The sequence below is a fragment of the Chryseobacterium sp. 2P genome, assembly GCF_059579425.1.
The window spans coordinates 3,246,730-3,270,086 of sequence record NZ_CM184194.1 but is presented as its reverse complement, the minus strand read 5'-3'; the positions used below and the strand labels follow the sequence as shown (position 1 = coordinate 3,270,086).

Genomic DNA, 23,357 nt, shown 5'->3' with positions numbered 1-23,357 from the left:
TAGGATACAGGTAAATTCTTAACCGGGGCAGAATAGCATAACAACAATCACGACATTTAAAAGGGACAGATTTAATACTGTAATTGTTTTTCCGGCAAAATTGCCTACAGCAATTGCCTGCTGACCGGGCTTTAAATAGTGTGTACCATTGAACGTTGCCGTACTGTCCAGTTGAATAGTACTCGTATCTGGTGCGCCGGTTAATACAACTGTGGCTATATTAGCCTGACTGTTATTGGTAATAGAACAGATACAATCGCTTCCATTGTTGGTTTGCTTTTGTGCAAATTCATATCGGGAAAGCCATACAGTGTCTGCTTTAGACTTGACCATACCCTGAGCCGTTGCCAGAGTATGACCAAGAATAAATAATAAGAGAATCTGAAAGCGGAGTTTACCGCTACAATTAGCTTGTTTGACACTGAATACTTGCCTCAGCATCATTTTGAGCATTGGTAATGTTGGTGATGGTAACTGTTGAACCGCCAAAATCACCAAAAGCTGTAACTACAATGTTTGGAGAATTGGGCTTCAAAGAATACACCCCGTCGAAAGGTGTTGTCGACTGACCTGCATTGTCTACAATAATACCACTTGCCGGAGCTCCCGAAATAGCAAATTTTAATACATTACTTCTGCTGGCGTTAGCAATGGTGATGGTAGAGTTTGTACCGTTTGCCGTATTCCAGGTACAGAATTGACCTGATTTAATACTTGCACTTCCACTTTGGTTGATTACTGGATTTTGTGATGCCATAATTATTAGTTTTAAGATTTAAAAAATATTTTAAAATTATTTATGTCAAAGAAGTCAATTATTAAAAAAATATCACAGTCTGGCTTTTTAAAATTTGCCTTGTTGATGTAATAGAAGATTCATTAAAGAACAACTCAAAGTAAAGAAAATAAAATAATACACTGTTAGGTGAAAATACTTAATTTATAAACTGCGTATTTATACTTAACTGATTATCAGTGTTATGTAAGCGTATAAAAACACGTGTATTTAAGGAACTGAGCTTCCTGTAAAATAAATATTAAAAGCAAATAAACTTAATAATCATAGCGGTCTGGCAGGAGATTCAGCATATCTTTTTTATGTAATTAATGATTTTATTCGGGTAAATATTTTCAGATAACTGACAAATTTTATATTTGAAAATCTGTTCTTTACAGTTGTTTAAGAAGAAAAAAAAGCAAATTCTTTTTACAGCAATAAAAAAATCTATATATTTGCACCAGTTAAAACAAGCGCTCTTTATCTTACTTCAAAAGTTACTCATTTGGTAATATTTTGAATAGAACAACAGCAAAAGCTTATGGATAGGTATTTTTCTGAAAAGTATGAATTACATCCGCATAGCAAAAGTTTTATCAGTTTACTTTTAAAAATTGATCCGGTAGTTCAGCTGGTTAGAATGCCGCCCTGTCACGGCGGAGGTCGCGGGTTCGAGTCCCGTCCGGATCGCAGAGAGTCTTCTAATTGTAGAAGACTTTTTTTATTTATATCATTTTATATTTTCAGATTAATTCATGAAGAGTTTTTGTATAATTTTCTGAAAATAATTCCCAACATTTATACAGAATAAACCCTAATTTTTTAAATTTCCATTAGCAGAAATATCAAGATTAAAGAGAAAATAAACGGATGATTACATTAAACTTTGATTGGAACAATAAGGAAGAACTGAAAGAAAATCTTCTGAAATGGGCTTATGATGAAAGTTTAATACTGTTGGAAGATGATGAAGATGTTCTTTTTTTTGATAATGAATGGATGGGAATCATTTTTCCGTTTATATTTGATGAAAAATGTGCAAAAAGAGGCTTTATAATTCTTATTCTTAAAAACTATATCAGAGATTGTTTTTTACGGAGAAGATCATTATCGGAATTAGAAACTATTCAGAAATTGTTTGTTAGCGAAATGCAGACTTATTGTTCAGTAAAAAAAGATTTTCTCATTCAGGATTGTGTAGAGTACTTTATGGTTTGTAAAAGCAAATTAGAAAAAGGTCATCAACACACAAAATAATATTCTGAATTTCTGTTTTACCCGTTTTTCAAAATTAAACTTTCCGCCAATCATTTATAAACAAAACGTTACAAGGTATTTAAAGCTTGTTTAATATTTTACCACTTTTTATATTTATATTTTTTCGATAGAATTTAACTAATTAAATTATTTATTAAAAATTAGTAAAATTTTAAAATTATTTTTCTTTTATTTTAAATAAATATGTATATTCGTTAAATAATCACAAAGTTAGATGAGAATTATTCAATTAATCACACAAAGTTGAATAATGCCATTAAAATTATTTCGAGAAACCTGTAAGTAGTTGCTGTTCTGCAATCTATTCCAAATACATTTTAATGAACATTTAACTTATTAGAGTATAATAATAAGTAATAAGCCTTAAAGCTATGAGGTTAATGTTTATTGTATGTTCAGTCCTGATTTCACCACTGCTTTTATCTCAGGTAGGGGTGAATACTCCTAATCCTGATCCTTCAGCGGCACTCGACATTGTGGCAAAAGCATCAGACAAAGGGGTTCTCATACCGCGAGTTCCTCTTCAGAGCGTTACGGACGTTTCTACCGTTCCTAATCCTGCAGTCAGCCTGCTTGTTTATAATACAACGACAAACAGCGTAATTACCAAAGGCTACTATTATTGGGATGGCAGCAAATGGCTCAGATTTAATGACAGTTCAAAAATTTTCTACGGAAACTCAGATCCTGCTATTCCTACCACCAACTCTACGGGAGATATATTTGTTAATAATTCTACGGGAACTCTCTTTGTGTATAATGGCAGCAATTGGATTTCACAAATGTCCGGAACGGAGATTCTTTCTGTAAAAATTATTGCAACAGATGGTCAGACGGAATTCCCGACTCCCTGGAATGTAAGTTCTTCTAATACAAAAGTCTACAGAAATGGCGTAAACATAGATTTTCAGGTTCTTTCTTCATTTAATATAAAACTGGAACCCGGAGTATCCTGCTACGCTAACGATGAAATAAAAATTTACAAATTCTTATAAAACTTTAAAATTACTTATCATGAAAAGGTATCTACAAACTTCAGCAATCCTGGTATTCATTCTTTCATCTTTCGGAATGGTAAATGCGCAGCAAACGACAGGCGATGTAACCCAAAATTCTGCTAATGGAGCAACACAGGCTCTTAACGGAACAATAAGAGTAATAGACAACAAGGGGACAATTAAATACCTGCAGGCTAAAAACGGGATTACAACGCTTACTAATACAACGAATAATGTAACAACTACAACCTGGCAACTGGGAGGTACGCTTACAGATGACACAACTATTGATCTTAACGGCAAAAAGTTCGGATTAGCGAAAGTCCTTCAGAACACCAATGCAAATCAGGCAGGATCTAATGTTCCTTCAACTTCTGCAACATTAGGAACTTCAGGGTACACAATTCTGGTAAGAGATGAAGCTACAGGAAATGTTTTAAAAATGCTTGCAACAGATCTTGTACAAAGCGGACAGGAAAAATTTACCTCTGCGGCTGGCCAGACTTCTTACAATTTAACGGGATCTCCTGCATTGCCTGCTTATTCGCAGGTATGGGTATACAGAAACGGAGCAAAATTAATTGCCAATGAAGATTATACAGTATCAGGATCTGTGGTAACTCTCGTTCCGAACAGTACTGCTCCTAACAACTGGTCTGTACTGGCGGGAGACATTATCGAGGTTCAGTATCTGAAATAAGAGATTTCTTTAGAATAATAATTGATCAAAATTTTATTGATAACATGAGACTGGCAAATTTTTCAATTTTATTTTGTTCGTTTTTGTCTTTTTCACTCTATGCACAAGTGAGGGTAGTTGATAACAAAGGTACCCTTAAACAGATTGATGAGTCAAAATGGACTTTATCCGGCAGTAATATTTACAATAAAAACTCCGGGAATGTGGGTATTGGGGTAACCAATCCTACTGAAAAGCTTGACGTTAATGGAATCGTAAAATCTGTCGGAGCTGCCTATACCAGTGCAGGTCTTATTAATAAAATTTTATATGCAAATGCTTCTGGTAATGTAAGTCCGCTTTCTTTAGGCTCAGGACTTACATTCTCCGGCAGTATTCTTAATACCGTCAATAACGGAACTGTAACAAGTGTAGGGCTCAGTATGCCCGCTGCTTTCAGTGTCTCAAATTCTCCCGTTACCGGATCGGGAACCATTACTGTTTCGGGTTCTGGTACAGCAGCACAATACATCAGAGGAGACGCAACGTTAGGAAACTTTTTATTATCAGGTTTAAATGATGTTACTTTGTCCGGTCTTACAGCAGGACAGATTTTGCAGTATAATGGTTCAGTCTGGGCTAATATATCTCCAAATTCTGCTCTTACCAAAGGAAATTTAACGACAACCACTATTGGATTGTCCGTAAGCGGAGGTACTAATGCTGTTTTAGGAAGCGGAGCAGCGGTCGATTACAATTTAGTGACTGGTATCGGAGGGCTTTCCGCAGGAGCTCAGGGAGTTTCAGGAGGAACGGGAATTGCAAATACTTATATTGGTGCGGACGGACAGAAACATTTGCTGCCTTCAGCATACTCTTTGCTAGTTGCAAGTTCCACGACCCTTGGAGGAGTAAAAATTGGTTCAGGAATTAATATTGCGGCAGACGGTACAATATCGGCGGCAAATACGGGAACAGTTACAAGTGTAGGACTTAGTATGCCTTCTGCATTTAGTGTTTCCGGCTCTCCGGTTACCAATTCGGGAACGATTACTGTTTCCGGTTCGGGAACAGCTGCTCAATACATTAGAGGAAACGGAACTTTAGGAAATTTCGCATTGTCAGGTTTAAGTGATGTATCTCTTTCCGCTATTGCAGCAGGGCAGATTTTACAATATAACGGATCTGGCTGGATCAATACATCACCAAATGCAGCGCTTACAAGAGGTAATATAACGACATCAACAGCGGGATTAACTCTAACAGGCGGTACCAATGCTGTATTGGGGAGCGGAGTAACTTTAGACTACGATTTAGTTACTGGCATCGGTAACCTTGTTTCAGGAACTCAGGGAGTCTTGGGAGGGACAGGAAATACAAATACCTATATTGGTGCAGATGGGCAGAAACACTTGCTACCTTCGGCATATTCTCTGCCTGTTGCAAGTTCCACAATTCTTGGAGGGGTAAAAATTGGCTCAGGAATAAATGTTGCTCCGGACGGAACGATTTCAGCCTCAAATACAGGAACTGTAATCAATATTGCCACAGGAACAGGACTTACGGGAGGACCCATAAACACTACAGGAACCATATCTTTGAGTAATACTGCGGTGACTGCAGGGGCTTACGGAACCGCTTCTACTGCTGTTCCTACATTCACGGTAAATGCACAGGGACAATTAACTGCAGCAGGAACTTATCCAACATCAGGAATTTCTATAGCAGGTGACGTTACCGGAACCTTAGCAGCTTCCACAGTTACAAAAATTCAGGGACGAAATGTTGCCAATACAGCTCCTGTAAACGGACAGACATTGATTTACAACACCACTACCAGCCAATGGGAACCCAGCAATTATACCTTTCCTCAGTTGCTGGTAGATGCTTCGAGAACCACAACATATACTCCTGCTGTTGCCTATGTTGTTATCCCCTACAATACAACAGCGGTAAATGTAGGAACTTCCTATAATACAACCTCAGGAAATTTTACGGCTCCGGCGACAGGAACGTATCAGATTATCGTAAATAACAGTTTTAATGCAAATACAGCTGCCAACCATGCAATTACAACCAGAATTGTTGTAAATGGTACAACAGACACAGAATCATCCTGTTCGGCATCTCCATACGCGGGAAGCGGAGTTAATATTACAAGTTCTCCATCATCAGTGGTGAACCTAACAGCCGGACAAACGGTTAATATACAAATCGGTGGGGAAGTGGGTACTGTTACGGCTTTAACAGGTACCGGACAGCACAGATTGAAAATCATCAGATTAAATTAATTTTATGAATTAGTCTTTGCATTGGCTGTCTATATTTTATGGAGTGAATTCTCAGTTTATTTTCTTTATAATAGCTTTTTAGTTAACTATCAGTCAATTATCAGATAAGCTTGAAAATAATGAACTTTCAGAATAGGATTATCTGCTCACCGTATTTTTACGGTAAATGAACGCTGTATTTTTTTTATCCGATTTTAGGTCTGATATTTGTACTGAGTAGAAAAAATTATCTGCCATTTTTATTTATGAAAAACAGACTTGTGAAAAAATCATTTCTTTACGCATTCTTTATTACTTTAATGATGGTTTCCTGCAAAAAGGAAATTGAAAAAATCAGCGATAAAATCAGTGATACAACATCATCAATAAGTGAACCCGATTCTGAAAAAGATTCTATAATTGTAAAAAAAGATTCTGTAATAGAAAAAGAATCTTTACCACCCGCAATGCAGGAAGATGGTTTTTACAATGCTTTTATTTTCCCAAAAGACAAAAAAATGAAAGATTCTCTCTTCGGAATCTTCAATGAAAAGTATACTGAAAAGGAGCGTTATGCTATTTTAGCTTTAAACAGGCTGGATTCTAAAAATAAATGGAATGCCGATACTTTGGTGGTTCCTGCAAAAATTGATACTACATTAATGGAGTATTCTCCTTTCCCGATGCAGCTTGATGTGTTGAGTCCGGTGAAGAAATTTGTTATCTTTTCATATCCTATTCAGGCTTACGGAGTATATTCAAACGGAACATTGGTAAAATGGGGTCCTACAAGTATGGGGAAGAAAACCGCCAAAACAAAGACAGGTCTTACTTTTGCCAACTGGAAAAAGCAGCTGGCAATTTCAACTGTAAGCAGCGAGTGGAAATTGCCTTACAATTTTAATATTTTTAATCTTGACGGAATTGGATGGCATCAGTACGATCTTCCGGGTTACCCTGCATCGCACTCCTGTTTAAGATTATTAATGAAAGATGCAAAATGGCTTTACGGTTATGCAGATACGTGGGTATTAAATCCGGGTGGTGCAACTACAAAAGCAAAAGGAACTCCGGTAATGGTGTATGGAGATTATGGCTGGGGCAAAAGAAAACCCTGGAGAAAACTTCTAAACGATCCGAATGCAAACAGCGTTTCTGTGGAAGAAATGACTAAGATGATAGAGCCAAACATCGAAAAAATACTCAAAGAGCAGGACAACAGAGAAAAAGTGGTGGATTCTATAAAAGCGGCAAAAGCTGTTGTGGAACAAATGCCGCAAACCACCAAAACAGTTGCTCCTTAATCGATCTTTTCGAATTGCAGCGTAGATTCTTCGGCGAATCTTCTGAGCTTCTGCATTTCATCTTTCCCTTTATGTTGGCCGAAACGTGCTGCTGCATATGTGAGTGCAATGCAGAATAACATAATAAAGGATGCGGTAAGCGCCCATGGAAATTCCTGACTGTTGATTTGTTTTTCAACATAATACATGGAAATAAAAACCATCCAGAGGATCGAAAAAACAAAGTATAAAAACATAAAAAACGTCCAAACTGCGGAACTGGGTCCGAAAACGCCCCGTATCGCAGTTTTTTCGTCTTCAATTTCAATCCTTAAAGACAATCTTGGTTTCCAGTAGGTTTCATAATCTGTTTCCACACAGATGGTTGCAACCTCTTTATTAATGTTGCCGGAAAATTCATCTTTATGTTCTTTAAGATATTTTTTCAGATTTTCTGCATATTCTTCTTTGGTTAAATGAGTGAACATCTTAAATCGCGGTCTGGTTCTTATTTTGTCCAGCGTAGTTTCTTCGGTTTTCATATCATTCTTGTTCTTGGTAAGGTATCGGATCTTCGAGAGTAAAGCTTAAAGTCATTTGTTTATTTTTTCTTTCAATCAGCATATCGATGGTTTTTCCTTCATCGGATTTCATCAGTTCCATAATTTTATTGAGCGTCATATCTTCTGTTTTCTTGCCGTTAATACTAATCAGGCGGTCATCTTTCTGAAGTCCGGCTTTAGCTCCGGGAGAATCTTTACGGACTCCGGCAATGGAAAAAATGGGCTTTAAAACAAAATTATACTGCAGGTTGTTATTAATGATTTCGATTCCGTTGGAAGGACTTTCTTTGCTTTTAGCGGGAAGATTCACCACATCTTTTGTCCATTCCATTCCGTCCTGTTTAAAATCCAGACCGCTCATATTGAAATGAAAAGGATCATCGTAATTGCCGTTCTTTTTTAAATACATTTTCTGATCAGAATAATCGAATGCAACAGTAAAACGTCTCATAATATCTCCGCCAATTGAGCCTTTTCTGTTTTCCACCATATTTACATGCTGAATAGAATATTCATCAGGCATTGCCGTTAATGGCTTTTCAAATTTAAAATCTCCGAGATACAGATTGTGAATTCTGCTCCGTTTGCCATACACATCGCCATTGAAACCTCTTCCCAGATAATCATCGATATTCGGCCGGTTGTATACAAAATCTTTGATAAGGGCAGGAAATAACCACATCGGATCACTGTTTCCCAGATCAATCAGCAATTTTGAAGGTTTTCTTTCTCTGGTCATTTCAACATCAGCCACAATATAAGGCTTGTTTTTTTCGATGCTGATATCCATCTCTCTGAAATTTTTTATCTTTTTCTGAAATAGATTTTTATCGTTGTAAATGGTAATCTTTTTAGATGCATAATCAATCAGGACAGGATGGTCTTTAAAAAAATGATAGCCGATAATTCCATTCACAGGAATTCCTACGTGCGATGAAATATTAAAATCCTGATCGGTAATGATATAAACCGTCATTGAATAATTCACGAAATTTTTTCCGATTTTCGCAATATTATTGTCGGAACGTAATCCGTCGATGCTTGCACTGCCTCCTAAACCGGCAAACTTTATCTTTTCGACATTCTGAAGACTGATTTCTTTATTTTCCAGACTGAAAATTGAAGTTTCTGCCACTCCCGTATCCAGTAAAAAAGTGAGATTAACCCCGTTAATGTTGACGGGAATAAAGATTAAATTGGCAATAAGCTTAAAGGGAATAACTGTTTTTTTGGCATCCTTTATTTCAAAAGAGTTCTGAGCATTCATTAAAATGCTGAACAGCAACAACACAAAAAGATACCTCAGTTTCATTTACTGAATTTACTGAATTTATCCTTATCATCAATAAAAAAACATTCCCAAAATGAGAATGTTTGTATTTTGTTTAATAATTTAAAACGAATGTTTACATTTCGATAATCTATTTGGAGAAAAAATCCATCAGATCCATATAATTTTTCTGATTCACTCCATGACCGCTCATGTATTCCCTGAATGTAAAATAACAGCTTAAATCATATAAAAGATCTGCCGCTTTTCTTCCCCATTCCAAAGGAATTACGGCATCGTCTGTTCCATGAGAAATAAAGAAGCGAAGTCTTTCCAGTTTTTTCTTATCCCTTACAATGTCGGTGAGTAATTTTTCTTCCGGATAGCTGCTTAAACAAGCCACAAGATTGAACATTTCAGGGTATTTTAAAGCCAGAGCATAACATAAAATTCCCCCCTGACTGAAACCGCAAAGGTGAGTCTTTCCTTCGGTAATTCCGTAGCTGTTTATAATTTTAAGAATACTTTCCGTAACGCTGTTTAAAGATTCTGTAGCCTGCGGAACATCAATAAAATTTTCAGGATTATTAAAATCGATATCATACCATGAAAAGCCTTCAAACTGGGTGTTTCTTGGAGCTCTGAAGCTTACGATAATCCAGTCTTTAGGAAGTGTTTCCCTGAAGCTGAAAAGATCCTGCTCGTTGCTTCCATAGCCATGAAGCATGAAAAGAATCGTGGTGTCGGAACTAATATTTTCGGGTTCTCTTACAATATAATCTAAATTCATAAGGCAAAGATAATTATTAATGATGTATTTATCCTTCAACAGCATCAAAATAAGACCATTTCAGAGACACGGACAAACTGTCTTAAAAACTATTGTCCAGTCATTCAATATTCAGGCAAAAACAACGGTGTAAATATTTATTGAATTGATATTATTTGCAAATCATTGTTGGAAATTTTTCATAAAAGTTATTTTTATATTGATAAAAAACCTATATTTGGAACATTAAAAATCTATTTGGAGAAATGAAGCAATTTTACAAATCAAAAAGTTTACTTAGACTTTCTTTTTTATTCGCTGTATTATTTTCGGCAATTTTAGTTGTTAATTCTTGTAAGAAAGATGACGAGGACGGATTTACAGATCATATTATTCAATTTGAAGCTAAAATAAATACAAAAGGTCCAAATCCACCTGCAAATCCACCAGTTACAGGAACTTTCAAAACAGTAGTTACACAAATCGGAACAGGGCAGAGTACTACTTTCAATCCTACAGGAACTACATGGTCCAGCGGAGAGCAGTTTGTAAGCTCAAGCCAGGCTCAGCTAAATTTAGCAGCAAATGCAGTTCTTCCTTATTCAGATTCTGAGCTAATCATCAATATTTATGTAGACGGTGAAGTTGCTAAAACTAAAAAAGTAGTAGGATCGGGTACGCAGAGTGCATCACTTTCTTACAGCTTCTTAGAATTATAAGAAAAAATTATTCAAAATATAAAGACCATCTGAAAAGGTGGTCTTTTTTTATTGATATTACCTAAAAAATCGGGGGCGCAAAATTGAAAATTTTACGCCCCCGATTTACACTATATTATTAACTTTTAAATTACTTTCATAATAAAATAGCTCTTCTTTCCTTTTTGAAGAAGTAAAAACTTTCCGTCAATCAGATCACTTTCATTGGCAGTGTAAACATCATTAATTTTCTGTTTGTTTACGGAAATAGAATTTCCTTTCAGCTCTCTTGTCGCTTCGCTTTTCGATTTTAAAAATCCTGATTTTTCAGATAAAAGATCTACAATATTTACACCTAAAACATCATTCTTCAATACTTCTTTTTGAGGAACTCCGTCAAATACTTCCAGAAAAGTTTCTTCATCAAGACTTACCAGATCTTCAGCGGTTGAACGTCCGAAAAGAATCTCAGATGCTTTCAATGCCTTTTCGTATTCATCTTTTCCGTGAACCCATACCGTAACTTCCTCAGCTAATTTTTTCTGAAGTTTTCTTTCGTGAGGAGCCGTTTTATGATCTTTAATTAAAGCTTCAATTTCTTCCTTCCCTAAAAATGTATAGAATTTAATGAATCTTTCTGCGTCTTCATCCGTTGCATTCAGCCAGAACTGATAGAATTTGTAAGGAGAAGTCTTCTTTTTATCCAGCCAGTAATTTTCTCCGCTTTCAGACTTCCCGAATTTAGAACCGTCGGCTTTTGTAATCAGAGGAACTGTTAATGCAAAAGCTTCACCCTGCGCTTTTCTGCGGATCAGTTCAGTTCCGGTCGTGATATTTCCCCACTGGTCAGAACCTCCCATCTGAAGTTTAACGCTGTTATTTTGATACAGATGTAAAAAATCATACCCCTGAATCAACTGATACGTAAACTCCGTAAAACTCATTCCTTCTGCACCCGATTCTCCCGAAAATCTTTTCTTCACAGAATCTTTCGCCATCATATAGTTTACGGTAATATTTTTTCCTACATTTTTGGCAAAATCAAGGAAAGATATATTTTTCATCCAGTCGTAATTGTTTACCAGTTCCGCTTTATTCGGCTCGCTCCCCGAAAAATCCAAAAATCTGGAAAGCTGATTTTTAAGACAGTCTACATAATGAAGCAAAGTATCTTCATCCAGAAGATTTCTTTCCGCAGACTTTCCCGAAGGATCACCAATCATTCCTGTTGCGCCACCCACCAAAGCAATCGGTTTATGACCGTGCTGCTGAAAATGAGCTAAAATTTTGATCTGAATAAGACTTCCGATATGCAAAGAATCTGCGGTAGGATCAAAACCGATGTAAGCTGTTGTCATTTCCTTATCCAGTTGTTCGTCCGTTCCGGGCATCATGTCGGCAAAAAGCCCGCGCCATTTCAGTTCTTCAATAAAAGAGTTCATTATTTTCTGATTTAAAATTTTAATGTGCAAAGATAATCATTTCAGAGCAATAAGGCGAAGACAGAAACTTTCAATTCAGGATGAAAAAGAAGCTGTTTTTTTAGGAGCTGTTTCCTGCTCTCCGCACTCGCTATTTTGTTTGATATAGGTTTCGGCGGCAAAGCCGCCGAAACCTATATCAAACAAAATGAGCTCAGACAAATGCTGCGATCAGGGCTAAACTTCGGTCGGTAATACCATTTTTACCAAAAAATCATTTGATTTCCTGCATTGTATTTTCAGCGAAAATCAGTTATATTTGTTACTAATGAACGACGAACAATTATTTCCTCTCATTCAGAAAGCGAAGGAAAAAGACCAGAAAGCGCAGACAAAGCTCATCAACATTTTTTGGGTTGATGTTTTTTCTTTTGTAATGAAAAAAGTTCACGACGAAAATGATGCCGATGAAATCACCGTAAATGTTTTTTCAAAAGTCCTTTCAAAGCTGGAAATGTACGATCCTCATTTTCAGTTTAAAACATGGGTTCTCACGATCGCGCAGAATACCATCATCGATTTTTGGCGGAAAAAATCTAGAGAAAATCAGGATCCTACAGAAAATTTGGATGAAGTAAAAAACCAATATGCCAAATCTCCTGAAGAATTAATGATTTCCGAAGAAGAACAAAAGAAAATCATTAAAACAATAGAATCTTTAGATGTCAATTATCAGGAAATCATTCGTTTAAGATTTTTTGAAGAAAAAAGCATCAAAGAAATTGCCGAAGAACTGGGCATTTCTGTCGCCAATACAAAAGTTAGGGTGATGCGTGCAAAAAAAGTTCTGGCAGAATTACTGAAAAATAATGAGTTTGAGGATCAGTAATCACAAAATCTCCATCTTCAGGCATAAAACATAATGCACTGAGGTTTATCATATTCTGAATAAATTTTTAATAATTGCTAAAAATCATATATGATTAAACGTTTACATTTTCTAAATTCGTATGAAAATTAAGAAATATGACTTTTGGAATTGAGGCAGCAAGCTATTATGTGCCTTCATTATATTTGGAAATTAAAGATTTAGCAGAAAAAAGAGGAATCGAACCTGCAAAACTCGAAAAAGGATTGGGATTGCATAAAATGGGCTTTCCCGATGTTCATGAAGATGCCGCAACTTTCGCAGCAGAAGCATTACTTAAACTCATAAAGGATTATAATATCAATCCGAAAGAAATATCAAGAATTTACTTAGGAACAGAAAGCGCTTTAGATGCCGCTAAACCAACCGCTTCTTACGCTATGCAGATGGTAGAAAAAGTTCTCGAAAAAGAATTTGGAGAACGGGTTTTCAGAAATTGTGATGTGGTAGACATGACTTTTGCGTGCATCGGAGCAGTAGATGCGCTCCATAATTCTTTAGATTTTGTAATAGCAAACCCTGATAAAAAAGCAGTAGTCATTGCAAGTGATTACGCAAAATACGAACTGGCTTCTTCCGGAGAATATACACAGGGTGGAGGAGCAGTTGCGGTTCTAATTTCTTCAAAACCTGATCTCATTGAAATTGAGAACAATTGGGGAGTTGCCACAGAATCGGTCTTTGACTTTTTCAAGCCGCGTCGTCATTTCAAAAAAGAAGATTTAACGAATGCTCCCGAAAATTTTCCGGAAAAAATAGAAGTTTTTACGGATGAACCTGTCTTTGATGGACAATATTCTAACCAGTGTTATCAGGACAGAATTAGAGAAGCCTACGATCATTATAAAGACATTACAGGACTTAATAAGCCTTACGAAAACTGGAAATATCTGATCTTCCATCTTCCTTATGCCTTCCACGGAAAGAGAGTTTTTACAGAAATTTACAGCTTAGAAAACGGTTTGTCTTACGAAACGCCTGAAGAACAAAAAGCAGTGGCAAAATCAGAAGAATACCTTCAGTTTATTAATGATAAAATTGAAAAATCGCAAAGAGCCTCTTCGGAAATCGGAAATATGTATACCGCTTCTATTTTTATGGCTCTACTTTCTGCTTTACAGACATCTTTTAACGAGAATGAAGAATTGGCAGGACAGGAAATCGGATTTTTAGGATACGGAAGCGGATCAAAATCCAAAGTTTTTGCCGGAAAAGTTTCAGAAAACTGGAAAAAGGTGGTCAAAAAATGGAATTTATTTGAAAGTTTAAAAAACAGAACAGCAATTGATTTTGAGACTTATGAAAAACTTCACAGAAAACAACTGCAAAATTCAGTTAACGAAAACTATAAAGGCTTCGGTTTAAAATCAGTAGAATTAGAAAATCCTGTTTTAAAAGGCGCAAGATATTATGATTATCAGGGATAATTAAAAATCAATAATAATATTAAAACATCTCAATCTGAGGTGTTTTTTTATTCCAGAAACAACACTGTATCCTGATAACTTTTCGGCGTTACTCCCACTAATTGCTTAAATACTCTCGTAAAATAATTCGCATCCGAAAACCCTGTCTGATAAGCCGTTTCTTTAATGCTGTTCTGGTTCGCCAAAAGTTCTTTTGCCCGATTGATTCTTTCCTGCAAAATAAACTCATTCGGAGAAGTTCCCAGTTCGTCTTTAAACATTTTAAAGAAATTGGATTTACTCACATATGCCATTTTTGCAATGCTGTCTATTGATAATTTCTGATGAAGATTTTTCTTAATATAATCTACCACAAAACCAATTCTGGATTTGTTTTTAACAATATTTTTCTCCACCATGCTTCTTGCCTGCGTCTGCATCAGGCGGATCAGAAGTTCCTTCAAAGCAAAATCTGCCATAATATCCTTTTGTGAATTATCGTCCATCGCAATTCTCATAATATTATTCGTTGCCGAAGCCAGAGACTGATTATTAAACAGAAAATACTCATCCAGTTCAATATTCCATTGCGAAGTTTCGTCTACTTTCGGAAGATGATAGTTGAGGTGATTGAGAGAATTCTCTATAAATTCAGGATTCAGGCTAAGAGAAATACATTGGGAAGGCGTTTCATCCGCTTCAGGAAAATCGATCACCATTGTTTCTCCCGGCGAAACCAGAACACTTTCTCCCGGAAAATAATCGAAATAGCCCGTTTTATGATCTATTTTCATGTGCTTTTTCCCGCGAAGCATTGCCGTGAATGCAATCGTTTCAAAATGCAGTTTTACATCGAAAGCAGCCTTATGCGTTTCGTAGATACTGAATTCACAATTGTTTAGATTGAATTTTGTCTGATTTTCAACCAAGTGCATAAGCTGGTTTTCCCTTTTCAATTCAGGAGTTTCTAATAAAATCTTGTTATTGTTCATTTCTAAACATTTTTAATAGCCTGTTTACTCAAATATAGAAAATAATCAGCTTACAATACTGTTAATGAAATAATAAAATTCTACGTCTGCACGATTTTGAAGTTTTTTTGTACGATTGTGCTATCAGAATCATTGAAGGAAATGTAATTTGGCAATAGATAAAAATTAAAATTGTACGAATATGAGCACTACAACACAACAACAATCAGAAACATTACTCCAATGGCCTGAATTCAAAAAAAGATATGACAACTACATCAACGGACAATTTACAGCTCCGGTCAACGGACAGTACTTCGATGTAGTTTCTCCCATTGACGGTAAAAATTTCACACAGGCAGCACATTCATCCAAAGAAGACCTTGAATTGGCGGTAAATGCGGCCGAAAAAGCATTCCAGACATGGAAAAATACTTCTTCCACAGAAAGAAGTATTATCTTAAACAAAATTGCCGACAGGATCGAGCAGAATTTAGAATACATCGCAACCGTTGAAACCATTGATAACGGGAAAGCGGTAAGAGAAACTTTAGCCGCAGATATTCCTTTGGCAATTGATCATTTCAGATATTTTGCGTCCGTTATCAGAGCGGAAGAAGGTTCTCACAACGAACTGGATAAAGATACCGTTTCATTAATCGTTCACGAACCGCTTGGAGTGATCGCACAGATCATTCCATGGAATTTCCCGATCTTAATGGCAGTCTGGAAATTAGCTCCGGCTTTGGCAGCAGGAAACTGTGTCGTTTTAAAACCCGCAGAAAGTACTCCGATTTCCATCATGGTTCTTATGGAACTCATCGGCGATCTGCTTCCGGCAGGAGTGGTGAACATTGTGAACGGTTTCGGAGCAGAACTGGGAAGAGCTTTGGTAACCAATCCGAAAGTAGCAAAAGCAGCATTTACAGGTTCTACAGCAACGGGTAGACTTGTTATGCAGTACGCAACAGAAAATATCATCCCGGTAACGTTAGAATTAGGAGGAAAGTCTCCAAACGTTTTCTTCAATTCGGTAATGGATGCAGACGACGAGTTTTTAGATAAAGCCATCGAAGGCGCAGTTCTTTTTGCTTTGAATCAGGGTGAAATCTGTACATGTCCGTCAAGATTACTGGTTCAGGAAGACATTGCAGATGCCTTCATTGCCAAAGTGATAGAAAGAGTAAAAGCCATCAAAGTCGGAAATCCTTTAGATAAAACCGTAATGATGGGAGCGCAGGCTTCACAGATCCAGAAAGACAAAATCCTTTCCTACATCAAATTAGGAAAAGAAGAAGGCGCAGAAGTGCTTGTCGGTGGAGATGTAAATCATGTTGGCGAAGGTCTGGAAGACGGATATTATATTCAGCCGACCATCTTCAAAGGAAACAACAGAATGAGAATCTTCCAGGAAGAAATTTTCGGACCTGTTCTGGCGTTCACCACCTTCAAAGACGAAGAAGAAGCATTAAAAATTGCAAACGATACCATTTACGGTCTTGGAGCAGGAGTATGGACAAGAGATGCCCATCAGCTTTATAACATTCCGCGTCATATTGAAGCAGGAAGAGTTTGGGTAAACCAGTATCATGCATATCCTGCAGGAGCTCCTTTCGGAGGATACAAGCAGTCGGGAATCGGTCGCGAAAACCACAAAATGATGCTGGATCATTACCGTCAGACCAAAAATATGCTGATTTCTTACAACAAAAACAAACTAGGTTTCTTTTAATCTTAAATATTAGGGCGTGCCCGTTTTCCCCGTCTCGGCAACGGGGAAAAACGGTCGGGCTATTCAGGGCTCCACTTCGTTTCGGTGCTCCGTTTCACTCCGCACCGGCTCGTTCCTCGCCGCCCTTCCTATCCCTCACGCGAACAACCATTCGTCCTGATCTGAAATTTTCGGGTGAGCAGGAACTTTTGTGTCATTTAGAGCCGTATCAAAACTTTAAAGAAAAAGACTAAACTTAAAAACCAACTCAAAAAAATAAATAATGATTCCAAAAACAATGAAAGCAGCAGTTGTTCAAGGTTATGGACAACCCCTGAAAATAGAAGAAGTTCCCGTAAGAGAACCCGGAAGATATGAAGTACTCGTAAAAGTAATCGCCTGTGGCGTTTGTCATACAGATTTACACGCGGTGGACGGCGACTGGCCTGCAAAACCGAAAATGCCTTTAATTCCGGGACATGAAGGAGTGGGGATTGTTGTTGCATGTGGTCCTGAAGCTTTTGTAAAAGAAGGAGATGCAGTGGGCGTTCCGTGGCTCTATTCCGCTTGCGGATGCTGCGATTACTGTATCACAGGCTGGGAAACACTTTGCGAAGCCCAGAAAAACGGAGGATACAGCGTTGATGGAGGTTTTGCCGAATATGTCATTGCAGATTCACGATATGTAGGACACCTGAAACCGGATGTTAACTTTTTAGAAATTGCACCGATCCTTTGTGCAGGAGTTACCGTATACAAAGGCTTAAAGGAAACGGAAACAAAACCGGGAGAATGGGTTGCCATTTCCGGAATCGGTGGATTGGGACACGTTGCAGTTCAGTATGCAAAAGCCATGGGAATGCATGTTGCTGCCATTGATGTTGCAGATGATAAACTGGATCTGGCTAAAAAACTAGGCGCAGATTTAGTCGTGAATGCCAAAACAACAGATCCCGGAGAATACCTTCATAAAGAAGTTGGCGGAATGCATGGAGCATTAATTACAGCAGTATCTCCGATTGCCTTTAAACAGGGAATTGATGTCCTCCGAAGAAAAGGAACAATCGCGTTAAATGGCCTTCCACCGGGATCATTTGAACTTCCGATTTTTGAAACCGTATTAAAAAGAATCACGGTGCGAGGCTCCATCGTAGGAACTCGAAAAGATCTTCAGGAAGCACTGGATTTTGCAAATGAAGGACTGGTGAAAGCAACGGTAACCCCGGCAAAATTAGAAGATATTAACGATGTTTTCGATAAAATGAAGAAAGGGCAGATCGATGGCAGAATTGTTCTTGATATTGCAGGAAGTTCGAATTAAATAAATTTAGAGTTTCGGCGAAATGAAATTTCGCCGAAACTTTTTAACTTTATGTAAGAAAAATAATGACGAGGGAAACGGAGGCGTTAAGAACATGATTTTTGCGAATGGATCAAAGAAGAGATAATGACATTCTGAAATACCGAAAATGTTGTCATTCTGACGAAGGAAGAATCTAAACCTTATTTATAAAGATTTTTTACTTCACTTCTGAACTGCGTTCGTAGACCTTTAATTCACTAAAAATAAAGAAAAATGCAAACAAGAATAGCAAGACTCTCAGCAACCGAAAAAGCTTTGGAAGTCATTTGGGAACTGGAAAAAAAATACGGTGATCTGATGTTTTATCAGGCAGGAGGATGCTGTGAAGGAACGCAGCCGCAGTGTTTTGAAAAAGGAGGATTTTACCCGAGAATGAACGATGCGATGATCGGTACGATTAACAATCATGAATTCTGGATCGACCGTGATCTCTTCGAATACTGGAAATATTCACATTTTACACTCGATGTTGTCGATGGTTTCGGACCGGGCGGATTCTCTTTAGAAACACCTCTGGGAAAAACATTCAAAGTCATTTACAGACTTTTCACACCGGAAGAACTGGAGAATTTAGAACCGGTGAAACGCAGTGAATAATTATCGTGTATTTTTTAACATATTATTTTTCTGTGTGATAAAATTCAGTTCTCTTAAAAAGTCATATTTGTCTCTTTGAATGCTTCCTTTCAGGACGAAATACTGTACAATCATTATAAGAAATGGCACAGCAAGAATGAAATAATTCTTTTCGTCTTTACTGGCTAGAAAAGCAATGTATAGCGCAAAAACAATTGAGACAACCATGATTATAAAATGATAAAGAAAGGGTATAAATTCTATCGTAAGCAATGTTTTGTTGTTTTCTTCCGAAATACTTCCTTTTATGATACAATGCATAATATTAAAGTCGAAAAAATGCCGTCTTCTTTTAATGGTAAAATTTTTCTGATTCACCATTCCGCGGTATTCAAATCTTGTAGGAATTCCATAATCCGGAATTAAAGAAATAAAAGAGGGATTTGTTTTATAAGTAATCTTTCTCAGGCTTTCTATCAGCTCAGATTGCTTTATCTCAATGTCAAAATTCAGACTTTCGTAAAGTCCGATACTCTTGTAAAAAGAATTCATACAGGAATCAATACAATAAAATTATTTAGAAAATATTTGTGCAATTCGTGAAAAAATATTCGTGCAATTTGTGTTTAGTTACAAAAAAACTAAACCTTCACAAACCTACTCACAAACATAGAAGCTACCAATTGTCCGACCGCATTTAAAACTGTTGCCAAAGGATCAACCAGCGTTCCGATAATCATCACTGCCGGAATTGCTTCCTGTGGTAATTTGTATACCGAAATCATCAGCATTTCTCCGATATATCCTCCGTTCGGAATTCCTCCTGCAACAATGCTTACAAACACGGTAATTCCTAAAGCTAGAAGAAGATTCATAGGATCAAAAAAATCCCTTCCGATGATTAAGAATGCCACATAAATCTTAATGATTGACGACATGGAAGAACCGTTTTTATGCAAAGTTGTTCCAATCGGGATTACAATATTTGAAATCTGGCTCGGAATTCCGATTTTTGAAGCTGCCTGTAAATTGGCGGGCATTGTGGCGAAGCTGCTGCAGGTACTCAAAGCGGTTAAAGTAGGGAAAATAGCATTCGTCCAGAAACTTTTAACCCCGTTCTGTCCTTTTGCCATAAAAGCATAGAGTGAAAAGAAGACCAGAAAATAGACTACTCCTGCAATATAATACAACCCTAAAGGTTTCGCATAAAATCCGAAAAGCTGAGGTCCCAAAGTCGCCACCTGATACGCAAAATAAGCGCCCAAACCAATCGGGGCAACTTTCATAATCAACAGAAGCAGTTCCTTCATCACTTCATAGCCCGAAGCGATAAATGAGCGGAAAGCCTGTCCTTTTTCTCCCGCTTTTCTGGCTGAAAATCCCGTCATGAAAGCAAAAATTAAAAGAGCCAGCATATTTTGTCTTGAAAAAAGCTGTGTAAATTCTCCCACCGTAAAAAAGCCTACGATTCTGTTTCCCCAACTGTCATTACTCGTCGCTTCCTCCACAATTTCAGAACTTCCCGAAACTCCGGAAACCGGAAAAAGATAAACGGCACAAATCGTAAAAATTGCCGCAGTTAAAATAAAAAACAGAAAGGTAAAAGCCATGGTAACCATTATCTTTCCAAACTTAGACTGCTGCTCTAACGAAGCAATAGAATTGGAAACGGCAAAGAAAACCAGCGGAACAACACTTACAAACAGCAGGTTCAGGAAGATATCTCCCAAAGGTTTTATATAATCCACAATATCGGGAGCAACAATTCCGATGATGCTTCCGACAATGATTCCCAAAAGTAAAAGTAAAATTCCTGAATAGTTTTTCAACACTTCTTTCATGCGTTGCTTTTTAACCAAAGATAGCTTAATTTTTAACATTCCGTTATATAAAATTCAGTCATAAAATCCTTAAATTTGAGTAAACATCGTTTCTATGGCTTATATAGATTACTATAAAATTTTAGGCGTAGACAAGAACGCAACGCAGGAAGATATCAAAAAGGCATATCGGAAACTCGCAAGAAAATTACATCCCGATCTTAATCCTGATGATAAGGAAGCCGAAAGACAATTCAAAGAGCTGAATGAAGCCAATGAAGTTCTGAGCAATCCCGAAAACCGTGCAAAGTACGATAAATACGGAGAACACTGGAAGCATGGCGAAGAATATGAAAAAGCCCGGCAACAGCAGCAAAGGCAATATCAAAATCAGGGAGGAAACTTCGGAGGAGGATTTTCGGAAGCGGATTTCGGCGACGGGGAAGATTTTTCAGATTTTTTCCAGAGTATGTTTGGCGGAGCAGGAGGAGGTTTCGGAAGGAATTCAAGGGGAAGTGCATCGGGAAAATTCAAAGGACAGGATATTCAGGCAGAATTAACTTTAACCTTGAAAGATGCCGCAACAACACATCCTCAGACTTTTGATATCAATGGCAAAAAAGTAAGGATTACCATTCCGGCGGGAATTTATGACGGTCAGCAGATTAAATTAAAAGGTCACGGAAATCCCGGTTTCAATGGCGGTCCGAACGGAGATTTATACATTACTTTTAATATTACTCCTGATCCGAATTTTGAAAGAATCGGCAATGATCTGAAATCTAAAGTTTCGATTGATCTGTACACCGCAGTTTTAGGAGGCGACGTAAAAGTAAACACGCTGAACGGAAGCGTAAATCTGAAAGTAAAACCTGAAACACAGAACGGAACAACGGTGAGACTAAAAGGAAAAGGTTTTCCGGTGTACAAGAAAGAGGGCGAATTTGGTGATCTTTTTGTGACGTATGAAGTGAAATTACCGACCAACCTGACTGAAAAGCAGAAAGAACTTTTTGAACAACTTAAAAATTCCTAAGCCATGAGTGAAAGAATATCGCGGGAAGAACTCGTAAAAATATATAACGTAGAAATTACTTTTTTTGATGAATTGGTAAACTCGGGATTGCTTACTATTCACACAGAAAATGAAATCCGTTATCTGATGTATGAAGATTTACCTATGTTTGAAAGATTTACAAACTGGCATTATGATCTGGAAATCAATCTTCCGGGTTTGGAAGTAATCCATGAAATGCTGAAAAAAATGGAAGATCTCAGACAGAGGAACCGTGAACTGATGAATAAACTTTCGGCGGTTGCAGATAAATATGAGGATGGGTAATTTAGTTGATAGCTGAGGCGTCATGATTGATGATTGGAGTTGTAAAAAATAATAGATCAATAAAGAGATCATCATTTAATTAAATTTTTCATTTAGCTTTGCATCAGAAATTACTGTTTATGACTGAAGAAAAAGTTATTGTTTTAAATCCTAAAAGGAAAGACTTCGAAGAAATATATTTCAGCGGAAATCAGGGAAGTTTGTTTTTTTCAGCAACAACCAGAGGAAAAACGATTACAACGATTGTAGTTGCCATAATTTTACTGATTGTTTTTGTTTTCAGAAATGATTTTACCAAAGAAAAAGCGGGAATTTTATATTTTGTAAGTTTTTTGTTTTTGCTGTGTGCGGTTTTTCTTTCTGTAAGCATCAACAAAGTTTCGAGATGGAAAAAGCAGGTGAATAATTACTTAAATAAGCTTGAAAACTGTAAAATCTACGAAATCCGGTTTGATGAAAATTTCTTTACCGTAAATATCGATGGCGAAAAAGAAACCAGCGAATGGAAAGATTTCACTTATTTTGACAGCAATAATGAATTTATTACCGTTGAAGGAAAATACAGCTATATGTTTCCCAGAAAATCAATGAGTGAAAAGGAGTACAGCTTTCTGAAGCAGGTTTTAAAGAAAAATATTAAGACTGATTAAAATAATATTCTATGAATGAGAGAATCATTCCACTAAGATATAATAGGACAGATTTTGAGGAAATATATTTCAAAGATAATCAGGGCAGCCTGTTTTTTTCGCCCACAACAAAAAACAAAACAATCTTCACCCTTGTTATTGGAGTAATTTTAACTGTTTTACATTTAGGTAATTTAGTGAGCTTGGACAATATTGGAGTGTATTATTTTCTAAATTTTGTCTTTTTTGGAAGTATTCTTTATCTTTTAGCTGCTTTTATTACAGTAGTGAGATGGAAAAAAGTGATTACAAAATATTTAAAATCGCTAGACAATAGCTCCTTTTTTCAGTTAGAATTAACAGAAATGTTTTTAATTATAAATATAGATCATCAGGAAGATTATATTCAATGGAAAGAGTTTACCAAAGTAGAATCTAAAAATGATTATATTTTTTTACAATCAGGCATTCAAAATTATTTGTTTCCTAAAAAAGCAATGAGTGAAGAAGATTATATCTTTTTTAAGGAATCATTAAAAAAGATTTTATCTAAATAAAAAACTCAGAGCCAAACACTCTGAGTTTTATTTTATCATAAAAAAGC

The 23,357-nt window shown here is 36.7% G+C and carries 24 protein-coding genes and 1 tRNA gene; 16 read left to right on the top strand and 9 right to left on the bottom strand.

Features of this window, described 5'->3' with window-relative positions:
* Window positions 1-18 precede the first annotated feature (18 nt).
* Together AC52CF_RS14850 and AC52CF_RS14845 are read right to left on the bottom strand one after the other, a co-directional pair.
* Window positions 19-333 (bottom strand): hypothetical protein, encoded by a 315-nt coding sequence (locus AC52CF_RS14850; protein ID WP_375181036.1) that lies wholly within the window; start codon window positions 331-333, stop codon window positions 19-21.
* Window positions 334-406: 73 nt separating this feature from the next.
* The gene (locus AC52CF_RS14845; protein WP_214589004.1) at window positions 407-757 is read right to left on the bottom strand and encodes a hypothetical protein; all 351 of its coding nucleotides are present in this window, start codon (window positions 755-757) and stop codon (window positions 407-409) included.
* 637 nt (window positions 758-1,394) lie between these two features.
* On the opposite strand from AC52CF_RS14845, the gene AC52CF_RS14840 reads away from it, so the two are divergent.
* The 6 genes from AC52CF_RS14840 (at window position 1,395) to AC52CF_RS14815 (ending at window position 7,307) form a co-directional block, all read left to right on the top strand.
* Window positions 1,395-1,468, top strand: a tRNA-Asp gene (locus AC52CF_RS14840).
* A 180-nt stretch (window positions 1,469-1,648) separates the two neighbouring features.
* Complete coding sequence (locus tag AC52CF_RS14835) at window positions 1,649-2,035, top strand: hypothetical protein (RefSeq protein ID WP_214589005.1); 387 nt, start codon at window positions 1,649-1,651, stop codon at window positions 2,033-2,035.
* A gap of 401 nt (window positions 2,036-2,436) precedes the next feature.
* The gene (locus tag AC52CF_RS14830; RefSeq protein ID WP_290266384.1) at window positions 2,437-3,051 is read left to right on the top strand and encodes a phage tail-like protein; all 615 of its coding nucleotides are present in this window, start codon (window positions 2,437-2,439) and stop codon (window positions 3,049-3,051) included.
* Window positions 3,052-3,070: 19 nt separating this feature from the next.
* Window positions 3,071-3,754, top strand: coding sequence for a hypothetical protein (locus AC52CF_RS14825; protein WP_214589007.1), 684 nt, complete (start codon window positions 3,071-3,073; stop codon window positions 3,752-3,754).
* Between the two features lie 83 nt (window positions 3,755-3,837).
* Window positions 3,838-6,024 carry a beta strand repeat-containing protein gene (locus AC52CF_RS14820; RefSeq protein ID WP_375191175.1) on the top strand — a complete coding sequence of 729 codons (2,187 nt, stop codon included), beginning with the start codon at window positions 3,838-3,840 and terminating at the stop codon, window positions 6,022-6,024.
* A gap of 260 nt (window positions 6,025-6,284) precedes the next feature.
* A complete protein-coding gene (locus AC52CF_RS14815; RefSeq protein ID WP_235131417.1) occupies window positions 6,285-7,307 on the top strand; it encodes a L,D-transpeptidase in 1,023 nt (340 codons plus the stop codon).
* On the opposite strand, the gene AC52CF_RS14810 is transcribed toward AC52CF_RS14815, so the two are convergent.
* The 3 genes from AC52CF_RS14810 to AC52CF_RS14800 form a co-directional block, all read right to left on the bottom strand.
* The gene (locus AC52CF_RS14810) at window positions 7,304-7,828 is read right to left on the bottom strand and encodes a hypothetical protein (RefSeq protein ID WP_214589010.1); all 525 of its coding nucleotides are present in this window, start codon (window positions 7,826-7,828) and stop codon (window positions 7,304-7,306) included. The two genes, AC52CF_RS14815 and AC52CF_RS14810, sit on opposite strands and share 4 nt — an antisense overlap.
* Before the next feature lies 1 nt (window position 7,829).
* Window positions 7,830-9,161 (bottom strand): PDZ domain-containing protein, encoded by a 1,332-nt coding sequence (locus AC52CF_RS14805; RefSeq protein ID WP_214589011.1) that lies wholly within the window; start codon window positions 9,159-9,161, stop codon window positions 7,830-7,832.
* Between the two features lie 109 nt (window positions 9,162-9,270).
* The gene (locus tag AC52CF_RS14800) at window positions 9,271-9,909 is read right to left on the bottom strand and encodes an alpha/beta hydrolase (protein ID WP_214589012.1); all 639 of its coding nucleotides are present in this window, start codon (window positions 9,907-9,909) and stop codon (window positions 9,271-9,273) included.
* A gap of 245 nt (window positions 9,910-10,154) precedes the next feature.
* Here AC52CF_RS14800 and AC52CF_RS14795 point away from each other — a divergent pair, with 245 nt between their 5' ends.
* A complete protein-coding gene (locus AC52CF_RS14795) occupies window positions 10,155-10,607 on the top strand; it encodes a hypothetical protein (protein ID WP_214589013.1) in 453 nt (150 codons plus the stop codon).
* 125 nt (window positions 10,608-10,732) lie between these two features.
* Here the strand turns inward: AC52CF_RS14795 and tyrS are convergent, their stop codons facing one another.
* Entirely contained in the window at window positions 10,733-12,028 is a 1,296-nt protein-coding gene (tyrS, locus tag AC52CF_RS14790; RefSeq protein ID WP_214589014.1) for a tyrosine--tRNA ligase, read from the bottom strand.
* A 307-nt stretch (window positions 12,029-12,335) separates the two neighbouring features.
* On the opposite strand from tyrS, the gene AC52CF_RS14785 reads away from it, so the two are divergent.
* Both AC52CF_RS14785 and AC52CF_RS14780 read left to right on the top strand, forming a co-directional pair.
* Window positions 12,336-12,896, top strand: coding sequence for an RNA polymerase sigma factor (locus AC52CF_RS14785; protein ID WP_214589015.1), 561 nt, complete (start codon window positions 12,336-12,338; stop codon window positions 12,894-12,896).
* A gap of 137 nt (window positions 12,897-13,033) precedes the next feature.
* The gene (locus AC52CF_RS14780; RefSeq protein ID WP_496517325.1) at window positions 13,034-14,362 is read left to right on the top strand and encodes a hydroxymethylglutaryl-CoA synthase family protein; all 1,329 of its coding nucleotides are present in this window, start codon (window positions 13,034-13,036) and stop codon (window positions 14,360-14,362) included.
* A gap of 47 nt (window positions 14,363-14,409) precedes the next feature.
* Here AC52CF_RS14780 and AC52CF_RS14775 read toward each other — a convergent pair whose 3' ends face one another.
* Window positions 14,410-15,333, bottom strand: coding sequence for an AraC family transcriptional regulator (locus AC52CF_RS14775; protein ID WP_496517324.1), 924 nt, complete (start codon window positions 15,331-15,333; stop codon window positions 14,410-14,412).
* 181 nt (window positions 15,334-15,514) lie between these two features.
* Here AC52CF_RS14775 and AC52CF_RS14770 point away from each other — a divergent pair, with 181 nt between their 5' ends.
* From AC52CF_RS14770 to AC52CF_RS14760, 3 genes are all read left to right on the top strand, one after another.
* Window positions 15,515-17,044 (top strand): aldehyde dehydrogenase family protein, encoded by a 1,530-nt coding sequence (locus AC52CF_RS14770; RefSeq protein ID WP_116097799.1) that lies wholly within the window; start codon window positions 15,515-15,517, stop codon window positions 17,042-17,044.
* Window positions 17,045-17,306: 262 nt separating this feature from the next.
* Window positions 17,307-18,344, top strand: a complete 1,038-nt coding sequence (gene adhP / locus AC52CF_RS14765; RefSeq protein ID WP_214589019.1) for an alcohol dehydrogenase AdhP — start codon at window positions 17,307-17,309, stop codon at window positions 18,342-18,344.
* A gap of 255 nt (window positions 18,345-18,599) precedes the next feature.
* Window positions 18,600-18,983 (top strand): DUF779 domain-containing protein, encoded by a 384-nt coding sequence (locus tag AC52CF_RS14760; protein WP_185206438.1) that lies wholly within the window; start codon window positions 18,600-18,602, stop codon window positions 18,981-18,983.
* Here the strand turns inward: AC52CF_RS14760 and AC52CF_RS14755 are convergent, their stop codons facing one another.
* Both AC52CF_RS14755 and AC52CF_RS14750 read right to left on the bottom strand, forming a co-directional pair.
* A complete protein-coding gene (locus tag AC52CF_RS14755) occupies window positions 18,984-19,514 on the bottom strand; it encodes a hypothetical protein (protein WP_485396359.1) in 531 nt (176 codons plus the stop codon).
* A gap of 89 nt (window positions 19,515-19,603) precedes the next feature.
* Window positions 19,604-20,803 carry a dicarboxylate/amino acid:cation symporter gene (locus AC52CF_RS14750; RefSeq protein ID WP_496517323.1) on the bottom strand — a complete coding sequence of 400 codons (1,200 nt, stop codon included), beginning with the start codon at window positions 20,801-20,803 and terminating at the stop codon, window positions 19,604-19,606.
* Window positions 20,804-20,897: 94 nt separating this feature from the next.
* Here AC52CF_RS14750 and AC52CF_RS14745 point away from each other — a divergent pair, with 94 nt between their 5' ends.
* The 4 genes from AC52CF_RS14745 to AC52CF_RS14730 all read left to right on the top strand — a co-directional run bounded on the left by AC52CF_RS14745 (window position 20,898) and on the right by AC52CF_RS14730 (window position 23,310).
* Complete coding sequence (locus AC52CF_RS14745) at window positions 20,898-21,818, top strand: DnaJ C-terminal domain-containing protein (protein WP_496517322.1); 921 nt, start codon at window positions 20,898-20,900, stop codon at window positions 21,816-21,818.
* A gap of 3 nt (window positions 21,819-21,821) precedes the next feature.
* The gene (locus AC52CF_RS14740; protein ID WP_496517321.1) at window positions 21,822-22,124 is read left to right on the top strand and encodes a chaperone modulator CbpM; all 303 of its coding nucleotides are present in this window, start codon (window positions 21,822-21,824) and stop codon (window positions 22,122-22,124) included.
* A gap of 119 nt (window positions 22,125-22,243) precedes the next feature.
* The gene (locus AC52CF_RS14735; protein ID WP_496517320.1) at window positions 22,244-22,774 is read left to right on the top strand and encodes a hypothetical protein; all 531 of its coding nucleotides are present in this window, start codon (window positions 22,244-22,246) and stop codon (window positions 22,772-22,774) included.
* Window positions 22,775-22,785: 11 nt separating this feature from the next.
* Window positions 22,786-23,310, top strand: a complete 525-nt coding sequence (locus AC52CF_RS14730) for a YcxB family protein (protein ID WP_496517319.1) — start codon at window positions 22,786-22,788, stop codon at window positions 23,308-23,310.
* The last annotated feature ends 47 nt before the right edge of the window (window positions 23,311-23,357 follow it).

Coding starts and splice junctions, on each gene's coding strand:
- AC52CF_RS14750 (WP_496517323.1), bottom strand. CDS start 20,803: ATGAAAGAAGTGTTGAAAAACTATTCAGGAATTTTACTTTTACTTTTG.
- tyrS (WP_214589014.1), bottom strand. CDS start 12,028: ATGAACTCTTTTATTGAAGAACTGAAATGGCGCGGGCTTTTTGCCGAC.
- AC52CF_RS14740 (WP_496517321.1), top strand. CDS start 21,822: ATGAGTGAAAGAATATCGCGGGAAGAACTCGTAAAAATATATAACGTA.
- adhP (WP_214589019.1), top strand. CDS start 17,307: ATGATTCCAAAAACAATGAAAGCAGCAGTTGTTCAAGGTTATGGACAA.
- AC52CF_RS14745 (WP_496517322.1), top strand. CDS start 20,898: ATGGCTTATATAGATTACTATAAAATTTTAGGCGTAGACAAGAACGCA.
- AC52CF_RS14785 (WP_214589015.1), top strand. CDS start 12,336: ATGAACGACGAACAATTATTTCCTCTCATTCAGAAAGCGAAGGAAAAA.
- AC52CF_RS14850 (WP_375181036.1), bottom strand. CDS start 333: ATGGTCAAGTCTAAAGCAGACACTGTATGGCTTTCCCGATATGAATTT.
- AC52CF_RS14845 (WP_214589004.1), bottom strand. CDS start 757: ATGGCATCACAAAATCCAGTAATCAACCAAAGTGGAAGTGCAAGTATT.
- AC52CF_RS14735 (WP_496517320.1), top strand. CDS start 22,244: ATGACTGAAGAAAAAGTTATTGTTTTAAATCCTAAAAGGAAAGACTTC.
- AC52CF_RS14730 (WP_496517319.1), top strand. CDS start 22,786: ATGAATGAGAGAATCATTCCACTAAGATATAATAGGACAGATTTTGAG.
- AC52CF_RS14775 (WP_496517324.1), bottom strand. CDS start 15,333: ATGAACAATAACAAGATTTTATTAGAAACTCCTGAATTGAAAAGGGAA.
- AC52CF_RS14830 (WP_290266384.1), top strand. CDS start 2,437: ATGTTTATTGTATGTTCAGTCCTGATTTCACCACTGCTTTTATCTCAG.
- AC52CF_RS14835 (WP_214589005.1), top strand. CDS start 1,649: ATGATTACATTAAACTTTGATTGGAACAATAAGGAAGAACTGAAAGAA.
- AC52CF_RS14805 (WP_214589011.1), bottom strand. CDS start 9,161: ATGAAACTGAGGTATCTTTTTGTGTTGTTGCTGTTCAGCATTTTAATG.
- AC52CF_RS14760 (WP_185206438.1), top strand. CDS start 18,600: ATGCAAACAAGAATAGCAAGACTCTCAGCAACCGAAAAAGCTTTGGAA.
- AC52CF_RS14780 (WP_496517325.1), top strand. CDS start 13,034: ATGACTTTTGGAATTGAGGCAGCAAGCTATTATGTGCCTTCATTATAT.
- AC52CF_RS14770 (WP_116097799.1), top strand. CDS start 15,515: ATGAGCACTACAACACAACAACAATCAGAAACATTACTCCAATGGCCT.
- AC52CF_RS14795 (WP_214589013.1), top strand. CDS start 10,155: ATGAAGCAATTTTACAAATCAAAAAGTTTACTTAGACTTTCTTTTTTA.
- AC52CF_RS14810 (WP_214589010.1), bottom strand. CDS start 7,828: ATGAAAACCGAAGAAACTACGCTGGACAAAATAAGAACCAGACCGCGA.
- AC52CF_RS14825 (WP_214589007.1), top strand. CDS start 3,071: ATGAAAAGGTATCTACAAACTTCAGCAATCCTGGTATTCATTCTTTCA.
- AC52CF_RS14800 (WP_214589012.1), bottom strand. CDS start 9,909: ATGAATTTAGATTATATTGTAAGAGAACCCGAAAATATTAGTTCCGAC.
- AC52CF_RS14755 (WP_485396359.1), bottom strand. CDS start 19,514: ATGAATTCTTTTTACAAGAGTATCGGACTTTACGAAAGTCTGAATTTT.